The following is a 26,955-nucleotide window of genomic DNA, read 5'->3' as shown; positions in this document are numbered from 1 at the left end:
CGCTGCCTGGACAGCATTCTTAGCATCAACTACTGCAAGTGGCGGTTGTGGCGGTGTATTGGCAAACAATGCAACGACTCCACCATCAGCATGTGGAGGATTTAGAGATGTTACATGGACATATACAGTTAGTAATGCATGTGGTTCATATCCATCAGGATGTGACTCAAATGGTAGAGTTACTTGCACTAAGAGATTTACTGTAGCAACTGCACCATTAGTAACATTCAAATGCGGAAACAATGTTACGGTTCCAGCGTGTAGCACACAATCGCAAGTTAACGCTGCCTGGACATCATTCTTATGTTCAACAACAGTTAGTGGAGGTATTAATGGAGTGTTAACAAATAATGCACCATCAAACCCACCATCAGCATGTGGAGGAAGTGTAAATGTAACATGGACATATACAGGAAGCTGTGGGCAAACACAATCTTGTACTAAAACATTTACCGTTACAAGTGGTGGCAGAGTTGATGTAACTGGCCCATCAAACGTTTCCTATAATGGATGTAATTTTACAAGCCAGTATGCGCTTAATTGTGCCTTTAATAATTGGTTAGCTCAATTTCAAACAGTAAGTTCAGGTTGTAGTTCATCTTCAAATTGTGGTACATCTTCTGGTGGAGCAACTGCTGTATTTAGTGGTGATCCAAGAGTAGCGCCTAGTTTATTTAATGGTGGATGTGTGAGAGTTACTTATAGTATTGCTGGAAGCTGTAATCAAGATGTTGTTAGTGCAACCTTTACAGTATCTAGACGTGTTAATTGTAATAATTGTACATCAAAAGGACCTGAAACTTCAATACCTTCTGATAATTTAGTTAAAGGAATGAGCGTAAAAGTTTATCCAAACCCATACACCGAAAGCTTTAAATTAGACCTTACAACTTCAAGTGAAGATAAAGTAGGAGTTGCTATCTATGATATGACTGGAAAATTAATTGAACAACGAGAAGTTAATTCAAGTGATATACAAAGTATTCAAATCGGAGATCGTTACCCAACAGGGGTTTATAATGTAATTGTAACTCAAGGAACTGAAGTTAAAACGCTTCGAGTTGTTAAGAGATAATTAAAGAGGATCAAATAACCCTTCAGATTTTTGAAGGGTTATGATCTTCTTGTTTAGATTAATTTCAAAAAATTTCAACACATCCTTTTAATTACATCTAAGTTCAGAAATTTTTAGGATTAAATAAAAATAATTTATATTATGAAAAAAAGAACTCTTATTAGTTTTATCCTAACAATAGTGTTAGGTATAAGTTCAGTATACGGTCAAGGTTGTTCAGGACAATTTAAAACATACACGCAAGGAGGTTATGGAACAGCTTGTAATGGAAACAATCCTGGTTGTTATACAAATGCAAATTTCGCTGGAGCTTTTCCAAATGGTTTAGTTATAGGATGTGGAAGCAATACACTCACCTTTACATCATCATTAGCAATTCAAAATTATTTACCAGCAGGAGGCGATTCAGCAATACTTACTTCAAGTGCTGTAAATCCAACTAATTCCAGAGGTGTTTTATCTTCTCAATTAATTGCACTTACGCTATCGGTTGGCTTTGATGCATATGATTCTAACTTTTCAGCAAGTAGCGCAAGTTTAGGTTCATTAACTATCAAAAATGGAGTTTTTGCAGGTATGAGTATTTCTAGTTTTTTACAATTAGCGAATAATATTATTGGAGGTTGTTCAAGCCAATATTCATTATCAGCAATTAATGAAGTGGCTACTGCTTTGAATGAAAATTTTGATAACGGTACTATAGATAATGGTTTTGTTAACTGTAACAGAGGTATTTCAATTCAAGTAAGAGTAGGAGTTAATCCCGATTTATGTGAAAGTGGAAATAATTTGCTAAATATTACAGTGACAGGAGGAGTACCAGGATATGTTTTTAAAATATACAAAGACAATGTCTTAACCTCTGTTATTAATTCTAATGAGCCTTACGTGTACTTGAGTAATTTAGGTTTAGGAAGTTTCTCAATTACGGTTACTGATAGTCAAGGAAATACGGCATCTGCCTCTTGGTAGCTTGCAAATATGGTTGTAAATTAAAGGGTAACTCTATTGAGTTACCTTTTTTTATGAAATGTTTTAGTGTTCTACTTTGTTTTTATTAATTGAAACAACAATACCTACCAATAACGATAAAGCTATAAAGCCAAGCGAAACTAATTCTGGAAATTTATAATAGTGTACAAGTAACATTTTAATACCAACAAAAGTTAAAATAGCAATTAAACTGTATTCTAAAAAACTAAATTTTTCTAACATATTGGCTAAAAAGAAATACATAGAACGAAGTCCAAGAATAGCAAAAATGTTGGAGCTAAACACTAAAAACGGGTCAGAGGTAATGGCTAATATCGCAGGAACACTATCCAACGCAAATAGCATATCCATTACTTCAATAACAATAAGCGCTACAAAAAGTGGTGTGGCCGCAGTTATATGTCTTCTTTTTACAAAAAAATGTTCCCCTTCAGCATGAGTAGTAACTGGAATAATTTTGCGCAGGTTTCTATAAACAAAGGATTTTTTTGGATTAAATTCTTTTTCTTCTCCTTTGAATAACATTTTGACTGCCGTGAAAATTAAAAATGCGCCAAATAGATAAGTCATCCAACTGAACTTATTTATTAATATCACGCCAAAGAAAATCATCAAGCCTCTAAATGCAATAGCTCCTAAAATTCCCCAAAACAAAACACGGTGTTGGTATTTTTGTGGAATTTTAAACGAAGCAAAAATCACGGCTATAATAAAAATATTGTCGATGCTTAAAGAAAGTTCAATTAAATAGCCTGTTATAAATTTTAGGGTTGCTACTGTTGGAGTTATGTTAGTTGGGTTATCTATGTAGCCGTTTGTATAAATCCATTTGACAACCAAGGAAAAAACAAATGAGAGTGAAACCCATATTGCTGTCCAAATTCCAGCTTCTTTTGGTTTAATTATATGTGGGTTTTTGTTAAAAACTCCTAAGTCAAGTGCCAGGAAAAGGAAAATTAAGGCCAGAAAGATGATCCAAACGAACATGATGTTTTATTTAATTGGTACAAATATAGTTGATTGACTTTTCAAATTATAATTATTAACAATTCCCATATTACTTTTTTTAAAATCTAAATATTATTAATAAGACAATTTTACCCCTAAAAAAATGGGGCATATTTATTTTAAAATAAAATTAATATTATATTTGCATCAAATTAATGGGGTATAACTTTTAAAAATAAATTTTTATGTCAACTTTACGTTTTCAAGCATTAAAAGATGCATCAGGTAGAAAACCTGTAAAATTTGAAGAAGCTGGAAAAAAATCAGCTCTTTTTGGTTCAAATGTGTTTAATGACAAAGCAATGAAGCAATATTTGACTTCAGATGCTTATAAAGGAGTAAAAGATGCGGTACAACATGGAACTAAAATTGACAGAAAATTAGCTGATTATATAGCAATGGGTATGAAAGAATGGGCTTTGTCGAAAGGCGTAACTCATTACACGCATTGGTTTCAACCCTTAACAGGAACAACTGCAGAAAAGCACGATGCATTCTTTGAAACGTCTTATGATGGTTCTGATCCAGTTGAAAAATTCGGTGGTGGACAATTAGTACAACAAGAACCAGATGCCTCTTCTTTTCCAAATGGTGGAATCAGAAATACATTTGAAGCTCGTGGATATACTGCTTGGGATCCAACTTCTCCAGCATTTATTTTTGGAACAACACTTTGTATTCCAACGGTTTTCATCTCATACACAGGTGAAGCATTAGATTATAAAACACCACTTTTACGTGCCTTGAATGCAGTGGATGAAGCGGCAACAGAAGTTTGTAAATATTTTGACAAAAACGTTAAAAAAGTAACTGCAACTTTAGGTTGGGAACAAGAATATTTCTTGGTTGATTCCTCTTTAGCCAATTCTCGTCCTGATTTAGTAATGACAGGTAGAACATTATTGGGTCATACTTCTGCCAAAGGACAACAATTGGATGACCATTATTTTGGTTCTATTCCTTCTCGTGCTTTGAACTATATGAGAGAATTGGAAGAAGAATGTATGTTGTTAGGAATTCCAGTAAAAACGCGTCATAATGAAGTTGCTCCAAATCAATTTGAGTTGGCTCCAATTTTTGAAGAAACTAATTTAGCGGTTGACCACAATTCATTGTTAATGGATGTGATGTCAAAAGTGGGTGAACGTCATGATTTTAAAGTCCTTTTTCACGAAAAACCTTTTAAAGGTGTAAATGGTTCTGGAAAACACAATAACTGGTCGATGGCTACAGATACTGGTGTGAATTTACTTTCGCCAGGAAAAACGCCTATGAGTAACTTACAATTCTTATCGTTTTTTATCAACACGATTAAAGCGGTAAATGAATATGAAGAATTACTTCGTGCAGCGATTGCAACTGCAAGTAATGACCATAGGCTAGGCGCAAATGAAGCGCCACCAGCAATTATTTCAGTTTTCATTGGAGAACAATTGACAAAAGTTTTGGCTGAATTAGAAGGCGTTTCTAAAGGGAAATTATCTCCTGAAGAAAAGACCGATTTGAAATTAAATGTTGTTGGAAAAATTCCAGACGTAATGTTGGATAATACCGATAGAAATAGAACTTCTCCTTTTGCTTTCACAGGAAATAAATTTGAATTTAGAGCAGTGGGTTCTTCTGCAAACTGTGCAAATGCAATGACTACGCTGAATTCTATCGTTGCAAAACAATTGAAAGAGTTCAAAAAAGAGGTGGATGCTTTAATCGAGAAAAACGATTTGAAAAAAGACGAAGCTATTTTCAATGTATTGAGAGAATACATCAAAGGCACAAAAAACATCCTTTTTGAAGGTGATGGCTATAGTGAAGCTTGGGAAAAAGAAGCTAAAAAACGCGGATTGAGTAATCACAAAACAACTCCAGCTGCTTTGAAAGCTAAAGTTTCTAAAAAAGCACTAGACTTATTCAAAGATTTGAACGTAATGAACCATGTAGAAGTGGAAGCACGTTACGAAATCGAATTGGAAGAATATACTAAGAAAATCCAAATAGAAGGAAGAGTTCTTGGCGATATTGCTCGTAATCACGTAATTCCAACAGCTATTCGTTATCAAAATACATTAATTGAAAACGTTCGTGGATTGAAAGAAATCTTCGGTAAAGATTTTGAGAAAATAGCCAAAGAGCAAATCTCCTTAATCAAAGAAATATCACATCATATCGAAGGCATTAATTCTAATGTAGAAGCCATGACAGAAGCTCGTAAAAAAGCAAATGCGCTAACCGATGCTCAAAAAATGGCTGAAGCCTATTGCGACAAAGTAAAACCCTACTTTGATGTCATCAGAGAACATTGTGATAAATTAGAGTTATTGGTTGATGACGAAATTTGGACGTTGACTAAATACAGAGAATTGTTGTTTACGAGATAGTTTTTCTAGAATATAGATAACAGATTTTAAAATAAAGACCAAACCTGCTTGATAAAAGCAGGTTTTTTTTGTTTTATAAATTGATTTTTAAATGTAAAAAGGTCTTGCGTTTATCCAGAATATGTTTTTATGCCCTGAAAGTGGCTTCGGATAACTACAAAGTATCTTCGTACAGCTACAAAGTATATTCGGATAATAAAAAAATATGTTTGGAATACTTATAAGTATTAAATAAAAATAAAAAAGTAATTAATAAAAATTAAAAAGTATCTTTATACAATAAAAAAGTGTTATTTAACATCATTAAAGTATAATTTTACTAAATTTGAACCCATAATTTACTATTTTTGTTGGAAATAAATTCCTTTGTAGCAATGAAAAAAAGCAAACACACCATCAATACAGGCGTCATCATCAAAAATTTGATGAAAGAATTGAATTTATCCAATTCCGAAATTCAAACAGCCATTGGCAGAAAAGGGAGTGCCATGTATAAATACTTTAGAAATGAAAGCATTCAAACCGATATATTGATTGATTTGTGCTATGCAATGAAATACAATATTTTTCAAGTAGTAGCCAATCAGTTGCCAGAAGAATTTAGAAATATCAATGTAGAAACTCAAAAAACAGCACAAGAACAACGCATTACCGACCTTGAAGAAGAAAACAAAATTCTGAAAGCGCAACTGGATATTATTATGAAGTTGAAAGGTTAGAAATGCAGGTGTATAAATAAAAAAAAATCTCGCTAATTGTATGATTTTTGAAATTTTAATTGGTTTCAGAAATTATCACTGTTGGTGTGGTATTTGTATTAAAAAGATGAGACGACCAAACTCTTACTTATAATTAAATTTGACTACTTTTGAGTTGTATTGTACTAAAATTATTTTAATGAACCTTAAAATTGTATCTCTATTTTTTTTACTTTCAATAGTTAAGGGATTTTCCCAAGAACGATTTGTAGTTTATTTTAATAATAACAAGTTTGAGCTAAATCCTTCGGAACAAGGTAAACTTGACAAATGGATTTCAGATAATAAAACGTCAAAAATTGTATCTATAACTGGTTCAACTGATGAGATTGGTTCATTAGGATATAATGATACACTGTCACAAAAACGGGTCAATTTTATTTATTCTAAAGTAATCGGGAAACTAAAAATACGCGAAGATTTTAAAACGATAAGTCTAGGTGAAAAAGGAGCGACTTCTGATAATAATGCAGAAAATAGAAAAGCTGTAATTCACTATTTATTGGAAAAAGATTTACATCTGGAAGAAGAAATTTTAGGTATCAAAAAGGAAATAAAAGAGGAACAACCTAAACCCGAAATAGTATATCCTGAGAAATTAGTATTTGAAAATCCAAACGGAACTAAATCAGAGTTCAAACTTGATAGGGCTTTTATGAAGAAAGTGGGTGAAGCAAAACCTGGTGAAAAACTAAAAATTGAAAACCTTAATTTCATCATCAATACTTTTGCTGTAGTAAATGAATCTCGAGGAAAAATGTATGAGCTGTTATTAGTTTTACAAAAAAATCCTCAAATGAAAATTGAAATTCACGGACATTTATGTTGTATGCCAGTGGATAGAACTGATTTGTCAACTCAACGCGCCAAAGCCATTTATAATTTTTTGATACAAAATGAAATCGATAAAAGCAGATTGTCCTACAAAGGTTTTGGAAGTACACAACCTATTTATCCGTTACCTGAAAAAGATGAAAAAGAGCGTGCCGCTAACCGAAGAGTTGAAATTTTAATTCTAGAAAATTAAAGATGCGGAACTATCTTTTGTGTTTGTTTTTTTTGTTTTCGGTTACTGTTTTCACTCAAAACAAGCTGGAAGTTTTTTTTGATTTTAATAAAGATGTTCCCAATGAATTATCTCAAAGCAAAATTAATCAGTGGGTTTTGGAGAATAAAAATGCTGAAATAATCCGAGTTCTAGGTTATTGTGATAGTGTTGATGATAGTGAGTATAATAAAGAATTGGCCATGCGAAGGGTAAACACAATGATTGCTTTTTTCAAAGACAATGCTATTAAAATTAATGACAAAGTAGAGTTGAAGTCATTTGGAAAAGATTTTAATTATTCCAAAAATCAAAGTGAAAATAGGAAAGTAGAAGTGTTTTACACAGTATTAGAAGTTAAAAATCCAAAGGACGCTTTAGTGGAAAGCGATTTTCAGTTCACTCAGCTTTCAACATTAGTGGCAGAAGAAAAATCAACATTAGCATCAAAATTTGACAAGGCAAAAAAAGGAGATTTGGTAAGGATAAATAATATCAGTTTTTATTTCAATTCCGAAAAAGTGATGGAGCAATCTGAACCGCTTTTGGAAGAGTTGTATCAAATTATGGTAGCTAATCCAAAGTTGAGAATAGAAATTCACGGACATATTTGTTGCAATCCAAATCCGAATGACACCAAGTTATCTTACCGAAGAGCGCTTGTTATTTTGAAATATTTGACAAAAAAAGGAATTCCAGTAAACAGAATGAATTTTAAAGGATATGGTAGCAACGACCCAATTTATCGTTTACCAGAAAGAAATGAAAAAGAACGCGCTGCAAATCGCAGAGTTGAAATTTTAATTGTTGCTAAACAATGGGACTAAAAATAACCATATTATTTTTTCTAATTTCCATCAAATCGATGGGACAAAAACAATTTGAAGTTTTCTTTGATTTCAATAAAGACTTTCCAAACCAAAGTTCCATTTTGGCTACAAACGAATGGATTGCTGCCAACAAGAATATTGAAATTGTCAAACTTTTAGGGTATTGTGATAGTGTAGATACTAAAAATTATAACAAAAAATTAGCTGAAAGACGTATAGAAAATGTTCGAGATTTATTGGAAAAAAGCGGATTGAAGTTTAGTAAAGACTTGGAAAAAATTGCTTTTGGAAAAGATTTCAAACAATCAAAAATTCAAGCAGAGAATAGAAAAGTAACCATTTTTTACATCGAAGAGCAATCAAAACCTATTGAAAGTGAGCTGACCAAACTTATTAGAAATTCCAAAGTTGGTGAAACCATAAAACTTCCTAATATTTATTTCTTTAATAATTCAGCCAGAATAGTGCCCAAATCACAATCAACATTGTATGACTTACTTTGTGCTATGGAAGAAAACAAGAAGTTGAAAATTGAAATACAAGGACATATTTGTTGCCAATTGGTAAGCGATATAAACGATGTTTCTACGGCAAGGGCTAAAGCTATTTATTCCTATTTGATAAGAAATAAAATCGATAGAAAGCGGATGACTTACAAAGGATATGGAACTTCAAGACCTATTCACAAAATTCCTGAAAGAAACGAAACCGAAGCAGATGAAAACCGTAGAGTTGAAATTTTAATCATTGAAAACTAAGTTCAAAAATCTACAATCTACTTTCTACAATCTACAATCTTTAGTTATCTTTGCCCAACACAACTAACTACTAAAAATGAGCTCTGATAACAGTCAACGCTACAACCTTCGCGGAGTTTCTGCATCCAAAGAAGACGTGCACAATGCCATCAAAAACATCGATAAAGGATTATTCCCTAAAGCTTTTTGCAAAATCGTTCCCGATTATTTGACCAATGATGATGAGTATTGCCTCATTATGCATGCTGATGGTGCAGGAACAAAATCGTCTTTGGCCTATATGTATTGGAAAGAAACTGGTGATTTATCGGTTTGGAAAGGCATTGCTCAAGATGCATTGATTATGAATATTGACGATTTATTATGTGTTGGTGCAACTGATAATATTCTACTTTCTTCGACGATTGGAAGAAATAAAAACCTTATTCCAGCTGAAGTGATTTCAGCCATTATCAATGGAACAGAAGAATTGATTGCCGAGTTGAAAACCTTTGGCGTTACCATTCATTCTACTGGTGGAGAAACTGCGGATGTGGGTGATTTAGTGCGAACCATAATTGTAGATTCCACTGTTACCGCTCGAATGAAACGCAGCAATGTGATTGATAATGCCAATATCAAAGCTGGCGATGTGATAGTAGGTTTAGCTTCTTTTGGTCAAGCCAAATATGAAAAAAGTTATAACGGCGGAATGGGAAGCAACGGACTAACTTCGGCACGGCATGATGTTTTTGCCAACTATTTAGCTACTAAATATCCTGAAAGTTTTGATTCTGCTGTGCCCAACGATTTGGTGTATTCTGGAAATGTGAAATTGACTGACGAAGTTGAAAATGCCCCAATTGACGCTGGAAAATTAGTTCTTTCTCCAACTCGAACGTATGCGCCAATTATCAAAACAATTCTTGATAAATATACATCAAAAGACATTCACGGAATGGTGCATTGTTCTGGCGGTGCACAAACAAAAGTTTTGCATTTTGTAGATAATGTTCACGTTATTAAGGATAATCTATTTCCAATTCCAACTTTGTTTAAATTGATACAAGAACAATCATCAACGGATTGGAAAGAAATGTACCAAGTATTCAATTGTGGGCATCGCATGGAATTATATGTTCCCAATGAAATTGCTAATGATATTATTGCAATCTCAAAATCTTTTGGTGTTGATGCTCAAATTGTAGGTAGAGTAGAAGCTAGTTCCAACAAAAAACTCACTATTGAAAGTGAGTTTGGTACATTTGAATATTAATTAAAATTTTTTCTCAATTCGATTATCGTTTGATTTGGTCCATCAAGATTGACAAAACCTCTTCGTGGTCGGTCTAAGTCATAGGTGAACAATATCACTAATGAAACTAACATACAAAATCCAGTTTGCACTAACCAATCGATTTTACCTTTTCGACCTTCGGAATAGCCACTATAAAAGGCACTAATCAAAGCGAGTAGAAACAGCATGATTAAAATGCTTTCAGGTACTTTTGCTTTTTCTCCGGCAAGACGTGTTGTAGTAACATCAATCATGGTGTTCAAAGCAGGAATCATTTGTTGTGTGGCAGCAAGATTAGCTGGATCTTTGGATAAGTCGCTTGCTCGTTTCCATAATCTTGCAGAAATTGCTTGTGATAAACTATCGGCTTTTAAAATCCCTTTTACATTTGGTCCAACTTCATAATATTGAATTCTAGCTTCAACATAGTCTTTGAAATCTTTTAGGAATAAGGCTTTTTCATTATCGGGATACAAATCGCTTCGCAAAATGGCTGTTCCAATATCGTTTGCTTCTTCCACTACAATGGTTCTCCTTGAATCATAACGACTACCACTCATACCAAACGTAAAGGCCAGTAAAAAAAACAACAAGGCAATAAGCCCAGAAGTTTCAGTTAAATTCTTTTCAGAATGTTTGTTTATTCGAATTTTGTCCCCAATCATTTTCCCTATAAAAGTTAAAATAATCATCAAAATAAATAGGACTAGCGAGATTTGCCACGATTCAACTTGGATGAGAATATCGTTTTGCATGTTTTATATTGTTTTCTTTTATAGGTTATCGTAATTGATAATTTTGTTAAAAATCTAAAATATTTGTAAATACAAGTAAATATAATAAAACTTATCTAAATTTTTAAAAACTTTGCGACCTTTACAAAACAATAAATTTAAGTAATAATTTAAATTATAATTCCCAAACACTATGAAAATAAACCCCAAAAACGGTGTAGATCAATTGCTTTTTGGCATGAAACAATCCCATGTAGAGGCTATTTATGGCAAACCAAATAAGCAGTTTAAAGACGATGACGGCAATTGTATTTATTTGTATTATAACGAAAAGTTACGATTAACTTTTTATGAAGATGAAGAATTTCGTTTGGGCTATATTATTATATCCAATCCTGAAGCGACACTTTTGGATAAAAAAGTCATTGGGAAAAATGTTGAAGAGTTAATAAACGAATTGCCTTTTAAATCATGGGAACAAGAAGATTTTGACAGCACCGAAAATCACTTTAACGAGAGTAATTGGATAATCCTACAGTCGGAATTTGGAGTAATTATAAGAATAGAAATTGGCGCTATCATCAAAGATAACGATGAATTTGATTGGAAGTTTTAGATTTATGATTTAAGGATGATGATTTATGATTGCAGATTTTATGTTCTTAAATAAACGTTCGTTAAACTTTTATCTTCTATCAAATGATTTCTGCGCTCAAACCTGCTTCCAATAGTTGAGTACATTGTGGCTTTAACTCATCAAAACTTCCAGTTTTTACAGTACATTGGCCTTTATAATGAACTAGAATAGCACATTGTTCTGCTTGTTCTGAGGTATGTTTGCATACACGAATTAAAGTGTCAATCACATGGTCAAACGTATTGACATCGTCATTATACAATACTATTTCGTTATTAACATTAATCTGTTCTTCAACTAAAACGTCTTCTTGAATTTTTTCTATAGTGCTCATTTTCATTAGTTTTACTTATTGTAAAATTTCAGTAGCTAATTTACATATTTCAAAGAAACCCAATTATTTCTTTCGAATTTTTTAACAAAAGTTAACCCTTTTTCGGTACAAGAAGCATCTATAAAAGGAATGTCTTCATGGTAAAATCCACTTAATAATAGAATACCATTTTTGTTCAAACAATCAACATAGTGTTGCATGTCATTCAACAAAATATTGCGATTGATATTGGCAATAATTAAGTCGTATTTTTTGCCTTTCAGTAAAGCTGCATCTCCTTCATAAACAGAAATTTGATTACAATTGTTGCGTTCCGCATTTTCTACGGAGTTTAAATAACACCAGTTATCAATGTCAATAGCATCTATGGGTTTTGCACCTTTCATTTCGGCAAGGATGGCAAGGATTGCAGTACCACAACCCATATCGAGTGTTTTTAAATTTTCAACATCAGTTTCCAATAGATGTTGTATCATCATGTGTGTAGTTTCATGATGACCTGTTCCAAAACTCATTTTTGGTTCGATAATGATATCAAATTCTGCATTAGTTTTGGGATGAAATGGTGCGCGAACATGGCATTTTCCATCCACATCAATAGGTTCGAAGTTTTTTTCCCATTCTTCATTCCAGTTCACTTGATCTATCTCTTCAACGGTGTAAGAAATAGTAAATTCGGGTGAAGTTAAAAGATAAATATCGTTCAGAATATCTTCGGTCCAAAGGTCTTTTTGAATGTACGCACTAAAACCATTATCGGTTTCAATAAAACTTTCAAACGGTTTTTCACCCAGCTCAGCAATAAGGATTTCTGAACCTAGTTCTTTGGGTTCAACCGAAAAATGGTACCCTAAATAAATATTTGACATCGATTATTTTTTTTGCAAAGGTAATAATCGAAAGACTTACTATAAAGTGTTTTGCAAAAAGAAATTTAATCTGATTTTACAATTGCTTTCAAACTTGCATTAGGCAAATCATCTGGTGCCACATTAAAAATCATTAATTTTCGGTATCGTTTACTGTCTGCATCATAAAGATAGGTGATGGTATTATCTTTAGGATTATAAGTAAGTTTAGCTCTTATAAATTTAGATTGTATTGACCACGAACCTTCATTATCACTGTCTTTTGAATAATTATAAATTGAGCCATGGTGCAATCTGCTTTGCCCATTGTCAATCATTGATATAATTATATAACCATTAGTTTTTGAACCGATTTCTCGAATATCAATCACTGAATTTTCATATTCTGTTTCCTGTAGTTCATATTTATCATGATCACTATTCCAGATGTAGTATTTTCTAGAATCGGATTGGAAACGTTTTTGGATATCAATTTGTGATTGCGCATTCAAACTGAATAGGCAAAAGAGTAGAAAGAGGATTTTTGTTTTCATTTGATTTGCTTGACATTTATTGGGGTTAAAAATATTAATTAAATTCGATTAAAAGCAAATAAAATCGATAAAATGCATTAAATTGATTTTTTTAATAAAAAAAACCTTTCATATATGAAAGGTTTTTAAATTGAATTATATTTTTTTTCTTAAATAGACTTTACGATTGCGGCAAAATCTTCAGCTTTAAGTGCAGCACCACCAATCAAACCACCATCAACATCTGGTTTTGAGAAAATCTCTTTTGCATTATCAGGTTTTACACTGCCACCATATAAAATAGAAACATCTTCGGCTACATCACTTCCAAATCTTTTTCGGATGGTTTCTCTAATAAATTCATGCATTTCTTGTGCTTGTTCTGGAGACGCAGTTTCACCTGTTCCAATAGCCCAAACAGGTTCGTATGCCAAGACTATTTGTTCCCAATCTTTATTTTCTAGATGAAATAAACCATCTCGCAATTGATTTTCTACTACATTAAAATGTTGTTTGTTTTGTCTGTCTTTTAATTCTTCGCCAAAGCAAAATATAACAGTCATATCATGTTTTAAAGCTGTAGTAACTTTTTGAGCTAAAATGGCATCAGTTTCATGAAAATAGGCGCGACGCTCTGAATGTCCTAGGATTACAATATTCACACCAATGCTTTTCAACATATCTGCCGAAATTTCACCAGTAAAAGCACCACTTTCATTTTGATGCATATTTTGTGCTGCAACACCAATGTTTGTAAATTCTAAATGATCAACAGCCGATGAAAGGTTTACAAATGTTGGCGCAACAATAATCTGTGCCTCGATATCGTTTGGTAATTTATCAATTAATTCATTTAATAAATCTTCTGTTTCTTCAGCATTTTTATGCATTTTCCAATTTCCAGCAACAATCTTTTGTCTCATTATTCTAATTTTTTTAAAGTCTCATTAATTTGTTCAAAATCTGTTTCAATAGCGCGATAGGTAATGATTTTACCATTTTTATCCAAAATAATATATCGAGGAATCCAGTCTAAATCTATTGATTTTCCAAATTCTCCTTTCATCATTTTTTCATCATTTACCCAATATTGATCTCCTTTTAGTTCGTGTTTTTCAATTCCGGCTTGCCATTTGTCAAAAGCTTTATCCATAGAAATAAAAATGTAGTCAACCGTTGGGTTATTGGCTTGCATTTCTTTCACTTTTGGCATAGCTTTTACACAATCACTACACCATGAAGCCCAAACTTCAATTACAGTTACTTTTCCTTTGTGTTTTTTTAATACTTCTTTAAATGTAATTTCAGTATTTTCTAAAGTAGTCATTTTTTTGGTCAAGCTTTCTTTTGAAAACTCTTTTTTTTGTGCATTAGAACATGCAAAACTAGTGATAGCAACAATCATACATAGGTATATTTTTTTCATTTTTATTTGAATTCAATTATTAAAATTAGGTTTTTTGATTTTTAGCAGAGTCTTTTAAATAAAATAATCTGTGATTTTTTCTTCTTCGTTGGCGTCTTTCCTTTTTCTTTTTGCTATCATACATATATTTTAAAATCAAAATAACACCAAGAACCGATAAAAAAGTTAATGCACTACCAACCAAAATATATATAGTATTGCCTAATGGTGGATCTTCCATTGTAGATATATGATTGAGTATAAAATATCCTATGATAAAAACAACTACACAGAATCCTATTCCTATAAGTCCTCTATGGTATAAACTTTTAGACATTATATATTTTAGCATAATAAACAGATTTTGTAATAAATAAATGTAGTGAAAAAAATTATTTTTTCAGTTCAGAATAGGATTTATTTATCAATTTTTGAAAATCTTTGACATCAAATTTATTGGCATTTATGCCATCATAATATTTAAGTTCATTTCCATTCCAAAGATATTTTATGCCTGGTGTATCTCTTTTTGATCCAAGCACATTCCAAAAAGGAATAACTTCAATTATTTTATAAGGATATTCAGCTCCAGCTTCTTTAAAAAAAGCAGGAATTAAGTCGGCTTCTTCATTCATAAAAATGATTGAAATTTCAGGAAAGTCTTTAGTTGTTTTTCTTAATTCGGTCAATTCTTTTGCGGCTACGCGACAGTGGTCACAACCAGGAACGAAGAAACAAAGTGTTTTTCTACCTTTATCAATAGATGAAAAATATTGAGCATAGCCTGATTTCTTTTTTTCTGGTTCATTACTTTCAACTTTCACAACTTCTTTGGTAGCAGAAACTTTTTTTATAGTATCAGTAACTTTAATAGCGGTTGATGTATCAATAGTTGTTACTGGCACAGTATCTGTTATAGTTTCTTCTGGAGTTGAAACAGTAAATTTGCTTTCTATAGGTTGTATTGGAGCAATCATAAATAACAATAAAATAGAGGCAAAAGTTACTGTAGTTAATACCCAAAAGTTATCTTTTCTTTCGGAAGTTTTTTGCATAATTATGAATAACCAACCCAATAAAATCATGGCTATAACATTTTTAATAATAGCTTCAATAGGTGTCATTGGCAGTAAACTTCCAAAGCAACCACAATTTCCAGCATTACCACCATTTTGAATGGTTTCAATAGTTAAATGGGTTGTAAAAACTGCCAATAGTAGAATGGTAGCAGGAATTACTAAACTTCTCAAGAAGTTTTTTTGTAATAGCAATAATCCTAAAGCTAATTCTATCCCTATGAGAATTCTAGAAAAATAAGGAGCAAAACTCTCCGAAAATCCCATTGGATAAAGTTGCTTTACTTCAAAGGTTGAAATGGCAAAATAGGGTGAAGGATACAATTTGGCGACAGCCGAAAGTAGAAATAAAAAGGAAATTAAAATTCGAATTCCCCAAGTAATATTGTTTTTTGAAACACTCATAATGTTAAATTTTTATTGTCCAAATTTCATTAAAATTAATGCAAAAACAGCATAGTTTATCATATCTTGATAATTAGCATCAATTCCTTCTGAAACTAAAGTTTTTCCCTTATTGTCTTCTATTTGCTTTACACGAAGCAATTTTTGTAAAATCAAATCAGTTAAGGAACTAACACGCATGTCGCGCCAAGCTTCGCCATAATCATGATTTTTATCTTCCATCAATGATTTTGTTAAAGCTACTTTTTCGTCATATAATTCCATGGCTTTATTTATCTCCAAATCGGGTTGTTCTACAACTCCTAAATCCAATTGAATTAAAGCCATGATGGAATAGTTGATAATTCCAATAAATTCTCCCGTTTCATCTTCATCTACTTTACGAATTTCGTTTTGTTGTAAACTTCTAATACGTTGTGCTTTTATAAAGATTTGATCGGTCAACGAAGGTAGTCTCAAGATTCTCCAAGCACTTCCGTAGTCTTTCATTTTGTTGCTATACAGTTGTCGACAAATCGCGATAACCTTGTCATATTCTTGAGAAGTATTACTCATTTCAGTGTATATTTGTATCAAATTTTTTTGCTACGTACTGTTCTACCAAAACGCCGCGTGTCAAAAGTAAAGAATAAAGATTGAAGTACAAAGTACAAAATCTTATAACTCAATTAAGAATAAAAATGACCATCAATTGTCTCGGAAATCTGGTTGATTTGTCTTCGCCTAAAGTTATGGGGATATTAAATGTTACGCCCAATTCTTTTTATGATGGTGGCAAATATTCCGATGAAAATAGCATTCTTTTACAAGTAGAGAAAATGCTTTTGGAAGGTGCTACTTTTATTGATATCGGAGCTTATTCAAGTAAACCTAATGCAGAATTCGTTTCTGAAGAACAAGAAATTAACCGATTGCTTCCTATCATTGAATTGGTTTTGAAAAATTTTCCCGAAACCTTAATTTCTATAGATACTTTTCGTGCTAATGTTGCCAAAAGTGCTATTAATAGTGGTGCATGCATTATAAATGATATTTCGGCTGGTAGTTTGGACAAAAAAATGATGCAAACGGTAGCTGACCTTCAAGTGCCCTATATTATGATGCACATGAAAGGCAATCCACAAACGATGCAAACTCTAACACAGTATGAAAATATAGTCAAAGAAATGTTGTTTTATTTTTCCGAAAAAGTAGCAAAAGCGAGAAGTTTTGGAATAAATGATATAATTATCGATCCAGGATTTGGCTTTGCTAAAACATTGGAACAAAATTTTGAGGTTATGAGTAATTTAGAGTTATTTCAAATGCTCGAATTGCCAATATTGGTTGGTGTTTCCAGAAAATCAATGATATATAAAACCTTGGAAACTAAAGCTGAATTGGCATTAAATGGCACATCAGTTTTGAATACAATAGCGCTGCAAAAAGGTGCTAATATTCTAAGAGTTCATGATGTAAAAGAAGCTGTAGAATGTATAAAATTAGTATCACAATTATGAAAAAAATCTTCCTACTAGGATTTTGTTGTTTTTTGTTTGCTTGCCAAGATAAAGAAGTATTATTGCCAATGGCAGCTGAAACTGTTGTTGCAGATGTGAAAGATCATTCGCCGGTTTATTTATTTTTCAAAATTCAAGGAGAAGATACGCTTGTGGATGTAAATAGAAAAAGCACGATTAGTTCAACCAATTGGTTGTTCAATGTTGATAAAAGGTTGCCGTTGCGAAAGGTAATTTTGGAGGTAAAAAAATTACAATCAAAAAAAGAAGGAAGTATGCATAAAAGCGAAACTTCTGAAAATTATTTTACTTATAATGATACCGTAAAGAAAACTATGGCTTTTTTCCCTTTTACGAAAGTCAAATACAAATTAGAAAATCCCAATTCTTTTAATATTTATATGAATAAATATGGCTTGGTTAGAGTTGGGAATGACATTTTTTCTAAAAATGAGTTACAAGGATTTTTAGATACTTTGTCAAACAGTAGGAGCATGAAAGTTTGTTTTGCTTACGATAAACAGATGTCTTTTGGGAGATATATCGAAACAAAATTTTTTGTAAAAAAGTTATTGACCAAAAAAGGAATAACTATTAATTACAATTTGGATTATATTTATTGATGATGGTAGGGTTCATTTTTTAAAATAGTAAACCCACGATACAATTGTTCAATAAAAAATAACCGTACCATTTGGTGTGAAAAAGTCATCTCGGAGAGTGAAACTTTTCCTTGTGCTTTTTTATAAATCTCTTCGCTAAAACCATAAGGTCCACCAATTACAAAAACTAATGTTTTCACACCAGAATTCATCTTTTTTTGCAAATAATCGGAAAATCCTATACTTGAAAATGTGGTGCCGTTTTCGTCTAATAAAATCAATTGGTCGGTTGGAGCAAGTTTTGATAAAATCAATTCGCCTTCTTTTTCTTTCTGCTGACTTTCCGAAAGATTTTTTACGTTTTTAATATCGGGAATAATCTCTAAATCAAACTTGATATAGAAAGACAAACGTTTTGTATAATCGTCAATCAGCGTTTGTAATGATTTATTGTCGGTTTTGCCAATAGCAATAAGCTTAATATTCATAGAAATTACTCCTGTTGCTTGGTTTTATAGGCTTCCACAATTTCTCTTATTAGCAGTCCAAATAAAATTCCCATAGCAAAAATGGATAAAAATTGTACGGTTCTAATATTTTCATTTCCATCCATTCTATTAAAATTCAATACTGAAAATAAAAATAAAAGGGCTAAAAAAATTCTTCTTCTTCTACTTTTTGGTTCCATGGTTTAAGTTTTAAGTGTTATTAAATTATTTATTCCAAATCTTCCATGCTTTTTCTGCTTGAAGTACTAACATGTCATAACCATTTTTTGTAACGGCACCTTTTTTCTTTGCTTTTTTCAAAAATTGTGTTTCCTCTGGATTGTATATTAAATCAAAGGCGATGTGTTTATCGGTGAAGAAATTATAGGGAATTGGTGGGAATTCTTCAATGTTTGGACTTGTTCCTAAAGGTGTACAATTGATGAAAATATGGTAATTGTCAAAGGTTGTAACATTAATTCGATCATAATCAATCATGCCAGCTTTTTCTTCACGAGTTACAAAGGTGTATAGAATTTCGAGTTGGTCTAGTGCAAAGGCGACTGCTTTTGCAGCACCACCAGTTCCCAGAATTAGTGCTTTTTTGTGATGTGGTTGTAATAATGGTTTTAAAGATTTCATAAATCCGTAATAGTCAGAATTATAACCTTTAAGTTTCCCTTTTTTGGTGAAACGAATAACATTTACGGCGCCAATTTGAGCTGCGTTTTTAGATAATTTATTTAAATAAGGAATTACAGCTTCTTTATAAGGAATAGTAACGTTTAATCCTTTTAAGTTAGGATTATTGGCAATTAAATTGGGAAATTCTTCGATTGTTTGAATGTCAAAATTTTCATAAGAACATTCAACAAGATTTCCTAAAGCAAATTTTTCACTAAAATATTTTTTAGAAAAGGAATAGGAAATATTTTTTCCGATGAGACCATAAAGTCTTTGGTTATTGTCCATTTATAGTTAAAAATAATGGAATCATGCATCTTACTTTTTGTCCGTCTTTTTCACCTGGTTTCCATTTGGGAGAATGTTTTAATACTTTTAAAATTTCTTTATCTGTTTCATCATCTATTCCTTTTAAAACTTTAATTTTGGATAAGCTCCCATTCTTCTCAATAATAAAGCAAACTACTATTTCTCCTTTTATGTTTTTTGGGTTTTCTAAAACAATATTAATATGGGCTTTAAACGTTTCAACTCCGCCAGGATATTCAGGTTTAACTTTTAGACTAGTTTCAGCATATACTGTGGTGTCTTCTGTTTTCTTAAATAATTCAATATTTTCCGAAGTTACTTTGTTAACTTTTTGAATATTTTTATTACTTTTTACTTTTGATAGTTTAGGGTAACTTATAGTTTTTGAATTGGAAACAATAGCTTGTACTTGTGCTACTACTAAAAGTATTAAACAAGAAAATAGAATTTTCTTTTTCATATTATTTTTTGTGTTTTGCAATATAGTCTTGAACAGATTGTCTTTCCCAAACCATTGGAAATAATGATGAAAGCATAGTGTTGTGTTTAAAATTTAATCGCAAACCATTACTCAAATGAAAGTTTCCTTTTTCCTCCTCATTAAGCATTAAATGCAATCCAGCCAAACGATATTCGATTTCATATTCTTCAGGAAAATATTCTGCAGCTTGAACCAAAGTTAGAATAGCATTATTATATTCACCCATTTCTCTCATCATATCTACCCAAAACAACCAAGTATCTAATTGATAATCGCCGTGTTCAACCGCTTTTCTATAGCCAAACTCCGCTTCTTCAAAATTATCCATCGCTTTATTGATGGTAGCAAATCGTTTCCAATATAAACGGTTTTGATCATCTATGGCTAACGCTTTGTTTACATAATAGAGTCCTTTTTGATAATTTTTTTGGCGAACATAATAATCAGTAATAGCTATCCAACCTTTGTCTAAAAGCGGATCTTCATGAACTGTTTTATTAAAATATTTTAGAGCTTCTGCTTTGTGCCCTAATTTTTCATGACATTTCCCAATGCGAAGTAGTGCATAAGAAGTTGGATCATCTAATTCTATTGTTCGGTTGTAGCTTTCAATCGCTTCTTCATATCGTTTCAATCTTTCCAAAGCTTTACCTTTTTCCATGAAAGCGCCAATGAATTCATCATCGATATAGGTGGCAAATTCAAAAGCTCGAACGGCATTTTCATAATCTTTCACACCATAATAAAGTCTGCCAGATTGATGCCATGCAATTTCGCTATATGGATTTCTATCTATATAGGTTTTTAGATATTCAATGGCTTCTAGATTTTGGTCTAAAAATTCAAAACAATACACTACATTATATAATGCCGATTGGTCTTCAAAATCTTCTTCCAAACATTTAATGAAATTCTCTTTTGCCAATTCTAAATTGTCCATAAAAAGATATTCCATACCAATTAAGTTATACACATCAGCAAAATCTTCAGTGTACTTCAGCGCTGTTTTTAAAAACTCTACTGCTTTGTCATGTTGGTCTCTTTTGGAATAAATATTGGCTTTTTGGATAAATATTTCTTCGTTAGTAGGTTCAATAGCAAATAGCTCATTCAATAATTTTTCTGCTTGATCCAACTTGTCATCATAAACCAACATTTCTACTTGAACCAATTTTAATCCTGTAGATTTTGGGTGCTGTTCTAATCCCAACTTTAGCGCTTTTTTTGCCAAAGTGGCTTTGCCCATATCGAGGTAATGCAGAATGATTTCCTCAAATTCCTCCGAGTCAAAAAAGAATACTTTGTTGGTTTTCAACATGGATTCGAATTTCGATAAGGATAAGTTGTAATCTTCTTCGTCGTGATCCAAGTGCATAATAGTAGGTTTTAAAATTATCCTTAATAAAAGTAGATAATCAGTGTGCTTTTTTTAGTGAATTGCAATTATTGTTGTAAACAATTTAATTAACAATTGATTTGTGATTGATGAGTAACGATTTTTGATTTTAGAAGTAAAAAAATCTGCAATCTTAATTCGTTAATCTTAACTCTTCATTCATAACTTCATTCATCGCCTCTATAATTATAGCGCAACCTTCTCTGATTTCATCTTCAGATATAGTTAATGGAGGAGTAATTCTGATAGCGCAACCTTCGAATAATAACCAGAATAAAATCAACCCTTTATCTTGGCATTTAAAAATTACTTTATTGGTAATTTCAGGATTTTTTGTCATCGCCGCTAGCATTAATCCTTTTCCTCTAACTTCTTCTATCAAAGGATGTACCAAAAGCTCTCGAAATAATTTTTCTTTAGTTAAGGATTGATTAGCGTAATCTTTTTCTAATATTTCTTCTAAAGTAGCTAAACAAGCTGCAGCTATGACAGGATGTCCGCCAAAAGTAGTAATGTGTCCTAGTTTTGGATCATGGCTTAATAAATCCATGTATTTATCATTGGCTATAAATCCGCCAACAGGCATTCCGCCAGCCATTCCTTTTCCAATAATTACAACATCAGGAACCACATTGTAGTTTTCAAAGCCAAATAGTTTTCCGGTTCTGCCAAAACCTGGTTGGATTTCGTCAATAATCATTAATGCTCCAACGTCGGAACAACGTTTTTTAACTTTGGCTAAGAAATCATTTTGAGGTTCGATAAAACCTGCGCCACCTTGAATACTTTCCAAAATTATTCCAGCAGTTTTAGTGGTTATTTTTTGAATATCTTCTTCGTTATTGAACGTAATAAAATCTACATCGGGAATTAAAGGACGAAAAATTTGTTTGCGTTCTTCAAATCCCATCACACTCATCGAACCCATGGTATTGCCATGATAAGCATTGTGACAGGAAATCAACTGACTTCTGCCAGTAACTCTGCGAACTAATTTTAATGCTCCTTCGCAAGCTTCGGTTCCAGAATTTACTAGATATACTTTGTTTAAACTTGGATGTAAATTTTCTACTAATAATTTACAATACGCAACCGCAGGATGTTGTGTATATTCGCCATACACCATAACGTGTGAATATTTGTCTAATTGATTTTTGATGGCTTGATTAACTCTAGGATGTTGATGTCCCAAACTACATGCCGAAACACCAGCCACAAAATCTAAATATTTTTTACTATCGCAACTATATATATATGAACCTAAGGCATAAAAAACACTCATCCCAAGTGGATAAGGCGATGTTTGTGCTTGGTATTTTAGGAAATCTTCTTTCATTATGACGAACTTTTAGACAATCGTATTATTCGTTTTTTTGGTAATTCGTTACCGTATTACAATTTGAACACCAATTGAATTGTTCCTCCTGGCTTCTCAAAAAGGTTTTAGTTACTTCGTTGCAATTTTCACAAAGTTCCTCGTCGCTGTCGTCTTCAAATATTTGTAGCGGACAAGCATTACAACTCCAAACCGTTATATTAGGTAATACATCACTTTCATGCCATGTGAAAGCATCTTTTTTACACTTAGGGCAAATTTGTGTTACCATTACTTGACCATTGGTTTAGAATTAGCTTCTTTACTTTTTACTTTTGGTTTTGTGTTTTTTTTATCGTAGTTCAACGTTGCTGCACTGGGTTCTAATGGTTTATTCTCTTTAGCCATTTCTACTTTTTTTTCGGCCTGAATTTTGGCATCGAGTTCATTTTCTTCTGGAGGAAAAATATCTTCTTTGGTTTTTATTCGTTCATCACCACGCCAAATGAAGCCACGCAATTTCCGAGCATTTTCGGGTAAATCTTTTTCGGGATAAATATCACCATCAATTTGATTGAAATTTGTTATGGTTTCAATAGTATTTTTATCCAAAATCATGTTGATTTTACTACTCACACTTTTATTAATTCCTATCAATTCTTGATTGTCATTTCGCATGTAATAAATGACTTCGGTGTTTTTGACGATATCCACTTCTCTTAATTTGTTATCTTCAAATTTCCCATACAGATTTTGTCCTTTCACCTGATTGTATCCAGTGCTTAGTGTATCTTTTGAAATAATAAAAGCATTGTTTAACACCTTGAGCGAGTCTAGTTTTTCTGTTTGTTTGTTTCCAATGAGATGCATGATATCACCTGTCATTTGGTTTTCGTAATTCCACAGAATTGGATTTTTTATCAGTTTGGTCAAACCTGTTTTTTGGTCGGAATGGATGGAATCACATTTTCCGCTCATATCTGTTTTGTAGAAACGAACATTATTAAATGCTCTCACGATTCGTTCACCTGGTTTGCCAGTAATCAACATTTTTTTACCATGAATATACATAGAGTCTTTGTCAACTAATGTTATCGCTACAGCTCTTTTGGTAATCATCATCGAGTCTTTTTCGGTTTTCAGATTTCGAAAAATTTCCGCGTAATGTCCTTTTATGATACCTTTGTTAATCGTGTCGGTGATTTTTACGTTGTTGGTTGCAGAGGCATATTCTCGGTTTCGATCATAATATAAACTGTCACCTTCAATGCGTCGGTCTTTGTATTTGATATAGGAGTTTTTTTTGAAATAAGCGAAATTCTTCTTAGTATCATAAAATCCTTTTTCGGTATAAATGAAATTTTCTTTGCTTGTAATGGTTGATGGACCAAACAAATAAGAGTGACCAGAATTGGTATAATAATCTAAATGATTAGACTTAATGGTGTATTTAGGATTGGTAATAGAAACGGCTGTCAAGAACTTAAACTTTTTTTCATTAGCATAATATTTTCCTGATTTACTTCTCAGTATATTATCTTTATTCGTTATAATCCCAAGAGAATTGTAATAAGCTTCTTGAGTATTTCTATCAAAATTAATGGTATCAGTTACTAAGGTCGATTCGGGCGAACGCATAATTACATTACCTGTTGCATACGCTTTCTTTACTTCACCACTATATTCGGCATATTTACTGTTCAAGAAAAGTGTATCACCTTGAACCATTTGTACTTCACCAAAAGCTTTTAAATAATTTTCTTTTTCAAAAAAATAAGCTTTGTTACAAGTGAATAAAACGCCTTCATGTCTTATTCTGACATTGCCACGCAAGAGCAAAGCATCGGGAATTTCATCTTGATTTCTATCTGCAAAATCGGAGTATTCTACGTTTATTTTGGATGATTTTTGTGCTTGAAGATTTGTCAAGACAAAAAGCAATAATCCGATGGAAAAAAGTAACTTTTTCAAGTGTTTTGATTTAACTTCGTTCAGTTCGACCTTATGGTCTCGAGTTTGCAAATTTATGAAATTAGAGACAATCATTTTCTTTATTAAGAATTATTTATGTTACTCGTTATTTCAATCAAATCTTTATATTTGTGTCTATGTCTTGTCGCTAAAATTGATAAGTATAAATGATATGAAAAAATTAGTTTTATTAGTATTGGCTTTGTGTTGTGCTGTGAGTATAACTTTTGCCCAAAAAAAATCAAAAACCCCTATGAAGAATAAAACCGAGGTTGTTGTGCAACCCAAAAAAGCAGTAGTCTATCAAGTTTTTACAAGATTGTTTGGGAACAAAAACACGACCAACAAACCTTGGGGAACAATTGAAGAAAACGGTGTTGGGAAGTTCAACGATTTTACAGATAAAGCACTTCAGGAAATCAAGAAACTGGGAGTAACCCATATTTGGTATACTGGAGTTCCGCATCATGGCGTTATTAGAGATTATACAAAATATGGCATTTCCAATGATGATCCCGATGTGGTGAAAGGTCGTGCAGGTTCACCTTATGCTGTAAAGGATTATTATAATGTCAATCCTGATTTAGCCGTAAATCCAGCCAAAAGATTGGAAGAGTTTGAAGCCTTGATTGCCCGTTCGCATAAGAATGGTTTGAAAGTTATTATTGATATTGTTCCCAATCATATTGCTAGAAATTATAATAGTTTGAGCAATCCTAAAGGTGTGAAAGACTTTGGTGCTGATGATGATACTTCGGTAGAATATGCTCGCAACAACAACTTTTATTACATTCCAGGTAAAGCATTTGAAGTGCCAACATCAGACAATTATAAACCTCTTGGTGGTGAAAAAAATCCGTTGATTGATGGTAAGTTCACAGAATTTCCAGCCAAATGGACCGGAAATGGATCACGCGCAGCCAAACCCGATATCAACGATTGGTATGAAACCGTGAAAGTAAACTACGGTATCAAACCTGATGGTTCCAAAGATTTCCCTGAATTGCCAGCTGGCTATGATAACAAAGATTACAAAGCGCATTTTGCTTATTGGCAAGACAAAGATGTTCCTAATTCTTGGAAAAAATTTAAAGATATTGCTTTGTATTGGACAGCTAAAGGTGTAGATGGTTTCCGATATGACATGGCCGAAATGGTGCCTTACGAATTTTGGAGTTACATGAATTCAGCTATCAAGATGAAAAATCCCAATGCTTTTTTACTAGCTGAAGTTTATAATCCGAAGGAATATAGAAATTACATTAAGCTTGGTAAAATGGATTATTTGTATGATAAAGTGGAAACTTACGACCATTTAAAAGCCGTAATTCAAGGAAATGCAATGCCTGATCCACTTTCGGAAATACAACAAGGCATGATGGATATTGAGCATAACATGTTACACTTTTTGGATAATCATGATGAACAACGATTAGCAAGCCCTGAATTTGCTGGATCACCTGAAAAAGGAAAGCCCTTGATGGTAGTTTCGGCAACAATAAGTTCTTCACCAACGATGATTTATTTTGGACAAGAAGTAGGTGAAGCAGGTAATGAAAATGGCGGTTTTGGAAATCGGTCACGGACTTCAATTTTTGATTATGTTGGTGTTCCAAGTCATCAACGTTGGATGAATGAAGGCAAGTTTGACGGTGGACAATTAACGCCAAAAGAAAAAGACTTACGCGATTTTTATTCTCGTTTGCTCAATTTCACTCTGAAAAGTGATGCCTTGATGGGGAAGTTTCAAGAAATACAAACTACAAACCGAAATGAAACTAAAAATTACGATGCCGGAATGTATTCTTATGTTCGTTATACTGACAATGAAAAACTTATTGTAGTAGTCAATTTTTCTTGGGTAACTACTAGTAATTTTGACCTCATTGTTCCAGCAGATGTTATTTCAATATGGAGCTTAGCTGACGGAAATTATACTGTTACCGACCAACTGTATGGAAGTACAGCACAACTAAATGTGACAAACGGAGTCGGAAATCTAAAGCTTAGTGTAAAACCAAGTGAGAGTTTTATTTTTAAATTATAAATTCAATTTACAATTATCAACAACCCATTTCAACTGAAATGGGTTTTGTGTTGAGAAAAATTAATGCCTAGTT

The 26,955-nt window shown here is 32.4% G+C and carries 30 protein-coding genes; 12 read left to right on the top strand and 18 right to left on the bottom strand.

Translation table 11 applies throughout. The features are described from left to right. Both ACSVH2_RS13450 and ACSVH2_RS13445 read left to right on the top strand, forming a co-directional pair. Positions 1-1,075: T9SS type A sorting domain-containing protein (locus ACSVH2_RS13450; RefSeq protein ID WP_438093699.1), on the top strand; the 1,075-nt coding region annotated here is incomplete at its 5' end. A 141-nt stretch (positions 1,076-1,216) separates the two neighbouring features. Next, positions 1,217-2,047, top strand: a complete 831-nt coding sequence (locus ACSVH2_RS13445; RefSeq protein WP_438093698.1) for a hypothetical protein — start codon at positions 1,217-1,219, stop codon at positions 2,045-2,047. Between the two features lie 63 nt (positions 2,048-2,110). On the opposite strand, the gene ACSVH2_RS13440 is transcribed toward ACSVH2_RS13445, so the two are convergent. Further along, entirely contained in the window at positions 2,111-3,055 is a 945-nt protein-coding gene (locus ACSVH2_RS13440) for a TerC/Alx family metal homeostasis membrane protein (protein ID WP_438093697.1), read from the bottom strand. A gap of 206 nt (positions 3,056-3,261) precedes the next feature. Between ACSVH2_RS13440 and ACSVH2_RS13435 the strand changes: the two genes are divergently transcribed. From ACSVH2_RS13435 to ACSVH2_RS13410, 6 genes are all read left to right on the top strand, one after another. Further along, on the top strand, positions 3,262-5,451 hold the full coding sequence (locus ACSVH2_RS13435; protein WP_438093696.1) for a glutamine synthetase III family protein: 2,190 nt from the start codon (positions 3,262-3,264) through the stop codon (positions 5,449-5,451). Positions 5,452-5,825: 374 nt separating this feature from the next. Further along, positions 5,826-6,170 (top strand): hypothetical protein, encoded by a 345-nt coding sequence (locus tag ACSVH2_RS13430; protein ID WP_438093695.1) that lies wholly within the window; start codon positions 5,826-5,828, stop codon positions 6,168-6,170. Positions 6,171-6,348: 178 nt separating this feature from the next. Beyond that, a complete protein-coding gene (locus ACSVH2_RS13425; RefSeq protein ID WP_438093694.1) occupies positions 6,349-7,236 on the top strand; it encodes an OmpA family protein in 888 nt (295 codons plus the stop codon). Between the two features lie 2 nt (positions 7,237-7,238). After that, positions 7,239-8,081, top strand: coding sequence for an OmpA family protein (locus ACSVH2_RS13420; protein WP_438093693.1), 843 nt, complete (start codon positions 7,239-7,241; stop codon positions 8,079-8,081). Beyond that, positions 8,072-8,842 carry an OmpA family protein gene (locus ACSVH2_RS13415; protein WP_438093692.1) on the top strand — a complete coding sequence of 257 codons (771 nt, stop codon included), beginning with the start codon at positions 8,072-8,074 and terminating at the stop codon, positions 8,840-8,842. The genes ACSVH2_RS13420 and ACSVH2_RS13415 overlap by 10 nt, the downstream gene beginning before the upstream one ends. A 76-nt stretch (positions 8,843-8,918) precedes the next feature. Next, a complete protein-coding gene (locus ACSVH2_RS13410; RefSeq protein ID WP_438093691.1) occupies positions 8,919-10,097 on the top strand; it encodes an AIR synthase related protein in 1,179 nt (392 codons plus the stop codon). Here ACSVH2_RS13410 and ACSVH2_RS13405 read toward each other — a convergent pair. Next, a complete protein-coding gene (locus ACSVH2_RS13405; protein WP_438093690.1) occupies positions 10,094-10,873 on the bottom strand; it encodes a hypothetical protein in 780 nt (259 codons plus the stop codon). The two genes, ACSVH2_RS13410 and ACSVH2_RS13405, sit on opposite strands and share 4 nt — an antisense overlap. A 172-nt stretch (positions 10,874-11,045) precedes the next feature. Here ACSVH2_RS13405 and ACSVH2_RS13400 point away from each other — a divergent pair, with 172 nt between their 5' ends. Continuing rightward, positions 11,046-11,468, top strand: coding sequence for a hypothetical protein (locus tag ACSVH2_RS13400; RefSeq protein ID WP_438093689.1), 423 nt, complete (start codon positions 11,046-11,048; stop codon positions 11,466-11,468). A gap of 79 nt (positions 11,469-11,547) precedes the next feature. On the opposite strand, the gene ACSVH2_RS13395 is transcribed toward ACSVH2_RS13400, so the two are convergent. The 8 genes from ACSVH2_RS13395 to ACSVH2_RS13360 form a co-directional block, all read right to left on the bottom strand. After that, positions 11,548-11,823, bottom strand: a complete 276-nt coding sequence (locus ACSVH2_RS13395; protein WP_438093688.1) for an ATP-dependent Clp protease adaptor ClpS — start codon at positions 11,821-11,823, stop codon at positions 11,548-11,550. A 35-nt stretch (positions 11,824-11,858) separates the two neighbouring features. Continuing rightward, positions 11,859-12,692: a 50S ribosomal protein L11 methyltransferase gene (gene prmA, locus ACSVH2_RS13390; RefSeq protein WP_438093687.1), complete on the bottom strand. Its 834-nt coding sequence runs from the start codon at positions 12,690-12,692 to the stop codon at positions 11,859-11,861. 65 nt (positions 12,693-12,757) lie between these two features. Continuing rightward, entirely contained in the window at positions 12,758-13,225 is a 468-nt protein-coding gene (locus ACSVH2_RS13385; protein WP_438093686.1) for a hypothetical protein, read from the bottom strand. A 149-nt stretch (positions 13,226-13,374) separates the two neighbouring features. Then, positions 13,375-14,127, bottom strand: coding sequence for a triose-phosphate isomerase (tpiA, locus tag ACSVH2_RS13380; RefSeq protein WP_438093685.1), 753 nt, complete (start codon positions 14,125-14,127; stop codon positions 13,375-13,377). Next, positions 14,127-14,630, bottom strand: a complete 504-nt coding sequence (locus ACSVH2_RS13375; RefSeq protein ID WP_438093684.1) for a TlpA family protein disulfide reductase — start codon at positions 14,628-14,630, stop codon at positions 14,127-14,129. The genes tpiA and ACSVH2_RS13375 overlap by 1 nt, the downstream gene beginning before the upstream one ends. Positions 14,631-14,655: 25 nt before the next feature. Continuing rightward, positions 14,656-14,961, bottom strand: a complete 306-nt coding sequence (locus ACSVH2_RS13370; RefSeq protein ID WP_438093683.1) for a hypothetical protein — start codon at positions 14,959-14,961, stop codon at positions 14,656-14,658. A 40-nt stretch (positions 14,962-15,001) separates the two neighbouring features. Beyond that, positions 15,002-16,090, bottom strand: coding sequence for a MauE/DoxX family redox-associated membrane protein (locus ACSVH2_RS13365; protein ID WP_438093682.1), 1,089 nt, complete (start codon positions 16,088-16,090; stop codon positions 15,002-15,004). 12 nt (positions 16,091-16,102) lie between these two features. Continuing rightward, complete coding sequence (locus ACSVH2_RS13360) at positions 16,103-16,645, bottom strand: DUF1599 domain-containing protein (protein ID WP_438093681.1); 543 nt, start codon at positions 16,643-16,645, stop codon at positions 16,103-16,105. A gap of 125 nt (positions 16,646-16,770) precedes the next feature. On the opposite strand from ACSVH2_RS13360, the gene folP reads away from it, so the two are divergent. Both folP and ACSVH2_RS13350 read left to right on the top strand, forming a co-directional pair. Then, entirely contained in the window at positions 16,771-17,589 is an 819-nt protein-coding gene (gene folP / locus ACSVH2_RS13355) for a dihydropteroate synthase (RefSeq protein ID WP_438093680.1), read from the top strand. Next, on the top strand, positions 17,586-18,212 hold the full coding sequence (locus ACSVH2_RS13350; RefSeq protein ID WP_438093679.1) for a hypothetical protein: 627 nt from the start codon (positions 17,586-17,588) through the stop codon (positions 18,210-18,212). Before folP ends, ACSVH2_RS13350 begins: the two co-directional genes overlap by 4 nt. Here the strand turns inward: ACSVH2_RS13350 and rlmH are convergent. The 8 genes from rlmH to ACSVH2_RS13310 all read right to left on the bottom strand — a co-directional run bounded on the left by rlmH (position 18,206) and on the right by ACSVH2_RS13310 (position 24,835). Further along, positions 18,206-18,679, bottom strand: a complete 474-nt coding sequence (gene rlmH / locus ACSVH2_RS13345; protein WP_438093678.1) for a 23S rRNA (pseudouridine(1915)-N(3))-methyltransferase RlmH — start codon at positions 18,677-18,679, stop codon at positions 18,206-18,208. The genes ACSVH2_RS13350 and rlmH overlap by 7 nt on opposite strands. Positions 18,680-18,684: 5 nt before the next feature. Next, positions 18,685-18,879 carry a hypothetical protein gene (locus ACSVH2_RS13340; protein ID WP_438093677.1) on the bottom strand — a complete coding sequence of 65 codons (195 nt, stop codon included), beginning with the start codon at positions 18,877-18,879 and terminating at the stop codon, positions 18,685-18,687. A 25-nt stretch (positions 18,880-18,904) separates the two neighbouring features. Further along, positions 18,905-19,651: a shikimate dehydrogenase family protein gene (locus ACSVH2_RS13335; RefSeq protein WP_438093676.1), complete on the bottom strand. Its 747-nt coding sequence runs from the start codon at positions 19,649-19,651 to the stop codon at positions 18,905-18,907. Then, entirely contained in the window at positions 19,641-20,132 is a 492-nt protein-coding gene (locus tag ACSVH2_RS13330; protein WP_438093675.1) for an energy transducer TonB, read from the bottom strand. The genes ACSVH2_RS13335 and ACSVH2_RS13330 overlap by 11 nt, the downstream gene beginning before the upstream one ends. Before the next feature lies 1 nt (position 20,133). After that, positions 20,134-21,528 (bottom strand): tetratricopeptide repeat protein, encoded by a 1,395-nt coding sequence (locus ACSVH2_RS13325; RefSeq protein WP_438093674.1) that lies wholly within the window; start codon positions 21,526-21,528, stop codon positions 20,134-20,136. Positions 21,529-21,682: 154 nt separating this feature from the next. Further along, positions 21,683-22,885, bottom strand: coding sequence for an aspartate aminotransferase family protein (locus ACSVH2_RS13320; protein ID WP_438093673.1), 1,203 nt, complete (start codon positions 22,883-22,885; stop codon positions 21,683-21,685). A 25-nt stretch (positions 22,886-22,910) separates the two neighbouring features. Beyond that, positions 22,911-23,156, bottom strand: coding sequence for a hypothetical protein (locus ACSVH2_RS13315; RefSeq protein ID WP_438093672.1), 246 nt, complete (start codon positions 23,154-23,156; stop codon positions 22,911-22,913). Next, positions 23,156-24,835: an OstA-like protein gene (locus ACSVH2_RS13310; RefSeq protein ID WP_438093671.1), complete on the bottom strand. Its 1,680-nt coding sequence runs from the start codon at positions 24,833-24,835 to the stop codon at positions 23,156-23,158. The genes ACSVH2_RS13315 and ACSVH2_RS13310 overlap by 1 nt, the downstream gene beginning before the upstream one ends. Positions 24,836-25,007: 172 nt before the next feature. Here ACSVH2_RS13310 and ACSVH2_RS13305 point away from each other — a divergent pair, with 172 nt between their 5' ends. Continuing rightward, a complete protein-coding gene (locus tag ACSVH2_RS13305; protein ID WP_438093670.1) occupies positions 25,008-26,882 on the top strand; it encodes an alpha-amylase family protein in 1,875 nt (624 codons plus the stop codon). Positions 26,883-26,955 lie beyond the last annotated feature (73 nt).

Source organism: Flavobacterium sp. RSB2_4_14 (genome assembly GCF_051547085.1).
GTDB lineage: Bacteria > Bacteroidota > Bacteroidia > Flavobacteriales > Flavobacteriaceae > Flavobacterium.
The sequence above is the reverse complement of the archived record's forward strand: the minus strand, read 5'-3'. Positions and strand labels throughout refer to the sequence as shown.

Coding starts and splice junctions, on each gene's coding strand:
- ACSVH2_RS13410 (WP_438093691.1), top strand. CDS start 8,919: ATGAGCTCTGATAACAGTCAACGCTACAACCTTCGCGGAGTTTCTGCA.
- folP (WP_438093680.1), top strand. CDS start 16,771: ATGACCATCAATTGTCTCGGAAATCTGGTTGATTTGTCTTCGCCTAAA.
- ACSVH2_RS13405 (WP_438093690.1), bottom strand. CDS start 10,873: ATGCAAAACGATATTCTCATCCAAGTTGAATCGTGGCAAATCTCGCTA.
- ACSVH2_RS13360 (WP_438093681.1), bottom strand. CDS start 16,645: ATGAGTAATACTTCTCAAGAATATGACAAGGTTATCGCGATTTGTCGA.
- ACSVH2_RS13335 (WP_438093676.1), bottom strand. CDS start 19,651: ATGGACAATAACCAAAGACTTTATGGTCTCATCGGAAAAAATATTTCC.
- ACSVH2_RS13325 (WP_438093674.1), bottom strand. CDS start 21,528: ATGCACTTGGATCACGACGAAGAAGATTACAACTTATCCTTATCGAAA.
- ACSVH2_RS13440 (WP_438093697.1), bottom strand. CDS start 3,055: ATGTTCGTTTGGATCATCTTTCTGGCCTTAATTTTCCTTTTCCTGGCA.
- ACSVH2_RS13305 (WP_438093670.1), top strand. CDS start 25,008: ATGAAAAAATTAGTTTTATTAGTATTGGCTTTGTGTTGTGCTGTGAGT.
- ACSVH2_RS13420 (WP_438093693.1), top strand. CDS start 7,239: ATGCGGAACTATCTTTTGTGTTTGTTTTTTTTGTTTTCGGTTACTGTT.
- ACSVH2_RS13400 (WP_438093689.1), top strand. CDS start 11,046: ATGAAAATAAACCCCAAAAACGGTGTAGATCAATTGCTTTTTGGCATG.
- ACSVH2_RS13350 (WP_438093679.1), top strand. CDS start 17,586: ATGAAAAAAATCTTCCTACTAGGATTTTGTTGTTTTTTGTTTGCTTGC.
- prmA (WP_438093687.1), bottom strand. CDS start 12,692: ATGTCAAATATTTATTTAGGGTACCATTTTTCGGTTGAACCCAAAGAA.
- ACSVH2_RS13320 (WP_438093673.1), bottom strand. CDS start 22,885: ATGAAAGAAGATTTCCTAAAATACCAAGCACAAACATCGCCTTATCCA.
- ACSVH2_RS13365 (WP_438093682.1), bottom strand. CDS start 16,090: ATGAGTGTTTCAAAAAACAATATTACTTGGGGAATTCGAATTTTAATT.
- ACSVH2_RS13425 (WP_438093694.1), top strand. CDS start 6,349: ATGAACCTTAAAATTGTATCTCTATTTTTTTTACTTTCAATAGTTAAG.
- ACSVH2_RS13430 (WP_438093695.1), top strand. CDS start 5,826: ATGAAAAAAAGCAAACACACCATCAATACAGGCGTCATCATCAAAAAT.
- rlmH (WP_438093678.1), bottom strand. CDS start 18,679: ATGAATATTAAGCTTATTGCTATTGGCAAAACCGACAATAAATCATTA.
- ACSVH2_RS13385 (WP_438093686.1), bottom strand. CDS start 13,225: ATGAAAACAAAAATCCTCTTTCTACTCTTTTGCCTATTCAGTTTGAAT.
- ACSVH2_RS13340 (WP_438093677.1), bottom strand. CDS start 18,879: ATGGAACCAAAAAGTAGAAGAAGAAGAATTTTTTTAGCCCTTTTATTT.
- ACSVH2_RS13375 (WP_438093684.1), bottom strand. CDS start 14,630: ATGAAAAAAATATACCTATGTATGATTGTTGCTATCACTAGTTTTGCA.
- ACSVH2_RS13415 (WP_438093692.1), top strand. CDS start 8,072: ATGGGACTAAAAATAACCATATTATTTTTTCTAATTTCCATCAAATCG.
- ACSVH2_RS13445 (WP_438093698.1), top strand. CDS start 1,217: ATGAAAAAAAGAACTCTTATTAGTTTTATCCTAACAATAGTGTTAGGT.
- ACSVH2_RS13330 (WP_438093675.1), bottom strand. CDS start 20,132: ATGAAAAAGAAAATTCTATTTTCTTGTTTAATACTTTTAGTAGTAGCA.
- ACSVH2_RS13435 (WP_438093696.1), top strand. CDS start 3,262: ATGTCAACTTTACGTTTTCAAGCATTAAAAGATGCATCAGGTAGAAAA.
- ACSVH2_RS13370 (WP_438093683.1), bottom strand. CDS start 14,961: ATGCTAAAATATATAATGTCTAAAAGTTTATACCATAGAGGACTTATA.
- tpiA (WP_438093685.1), bottom strand. CDS start 14,127: ATGAGACAAAAGATTGTTGCTGGAAATTGGAAAATGCATAAAAATGCT.
- ACSVH2_RS13315 (WP_438093672.1), bottom strand. CDS start 23,156: ATGGTAACACAAATTTGCCCTAAGTGTAAAAAAGATGCTTTCACATGG.
- ACSVH2_RS13395 (WP_438093688.1), bottom strand. CDS start 11,823: ATGAGCACTATAGAAAAAATTCAAGAAGACGTTTTAGTTGAAGAACAG.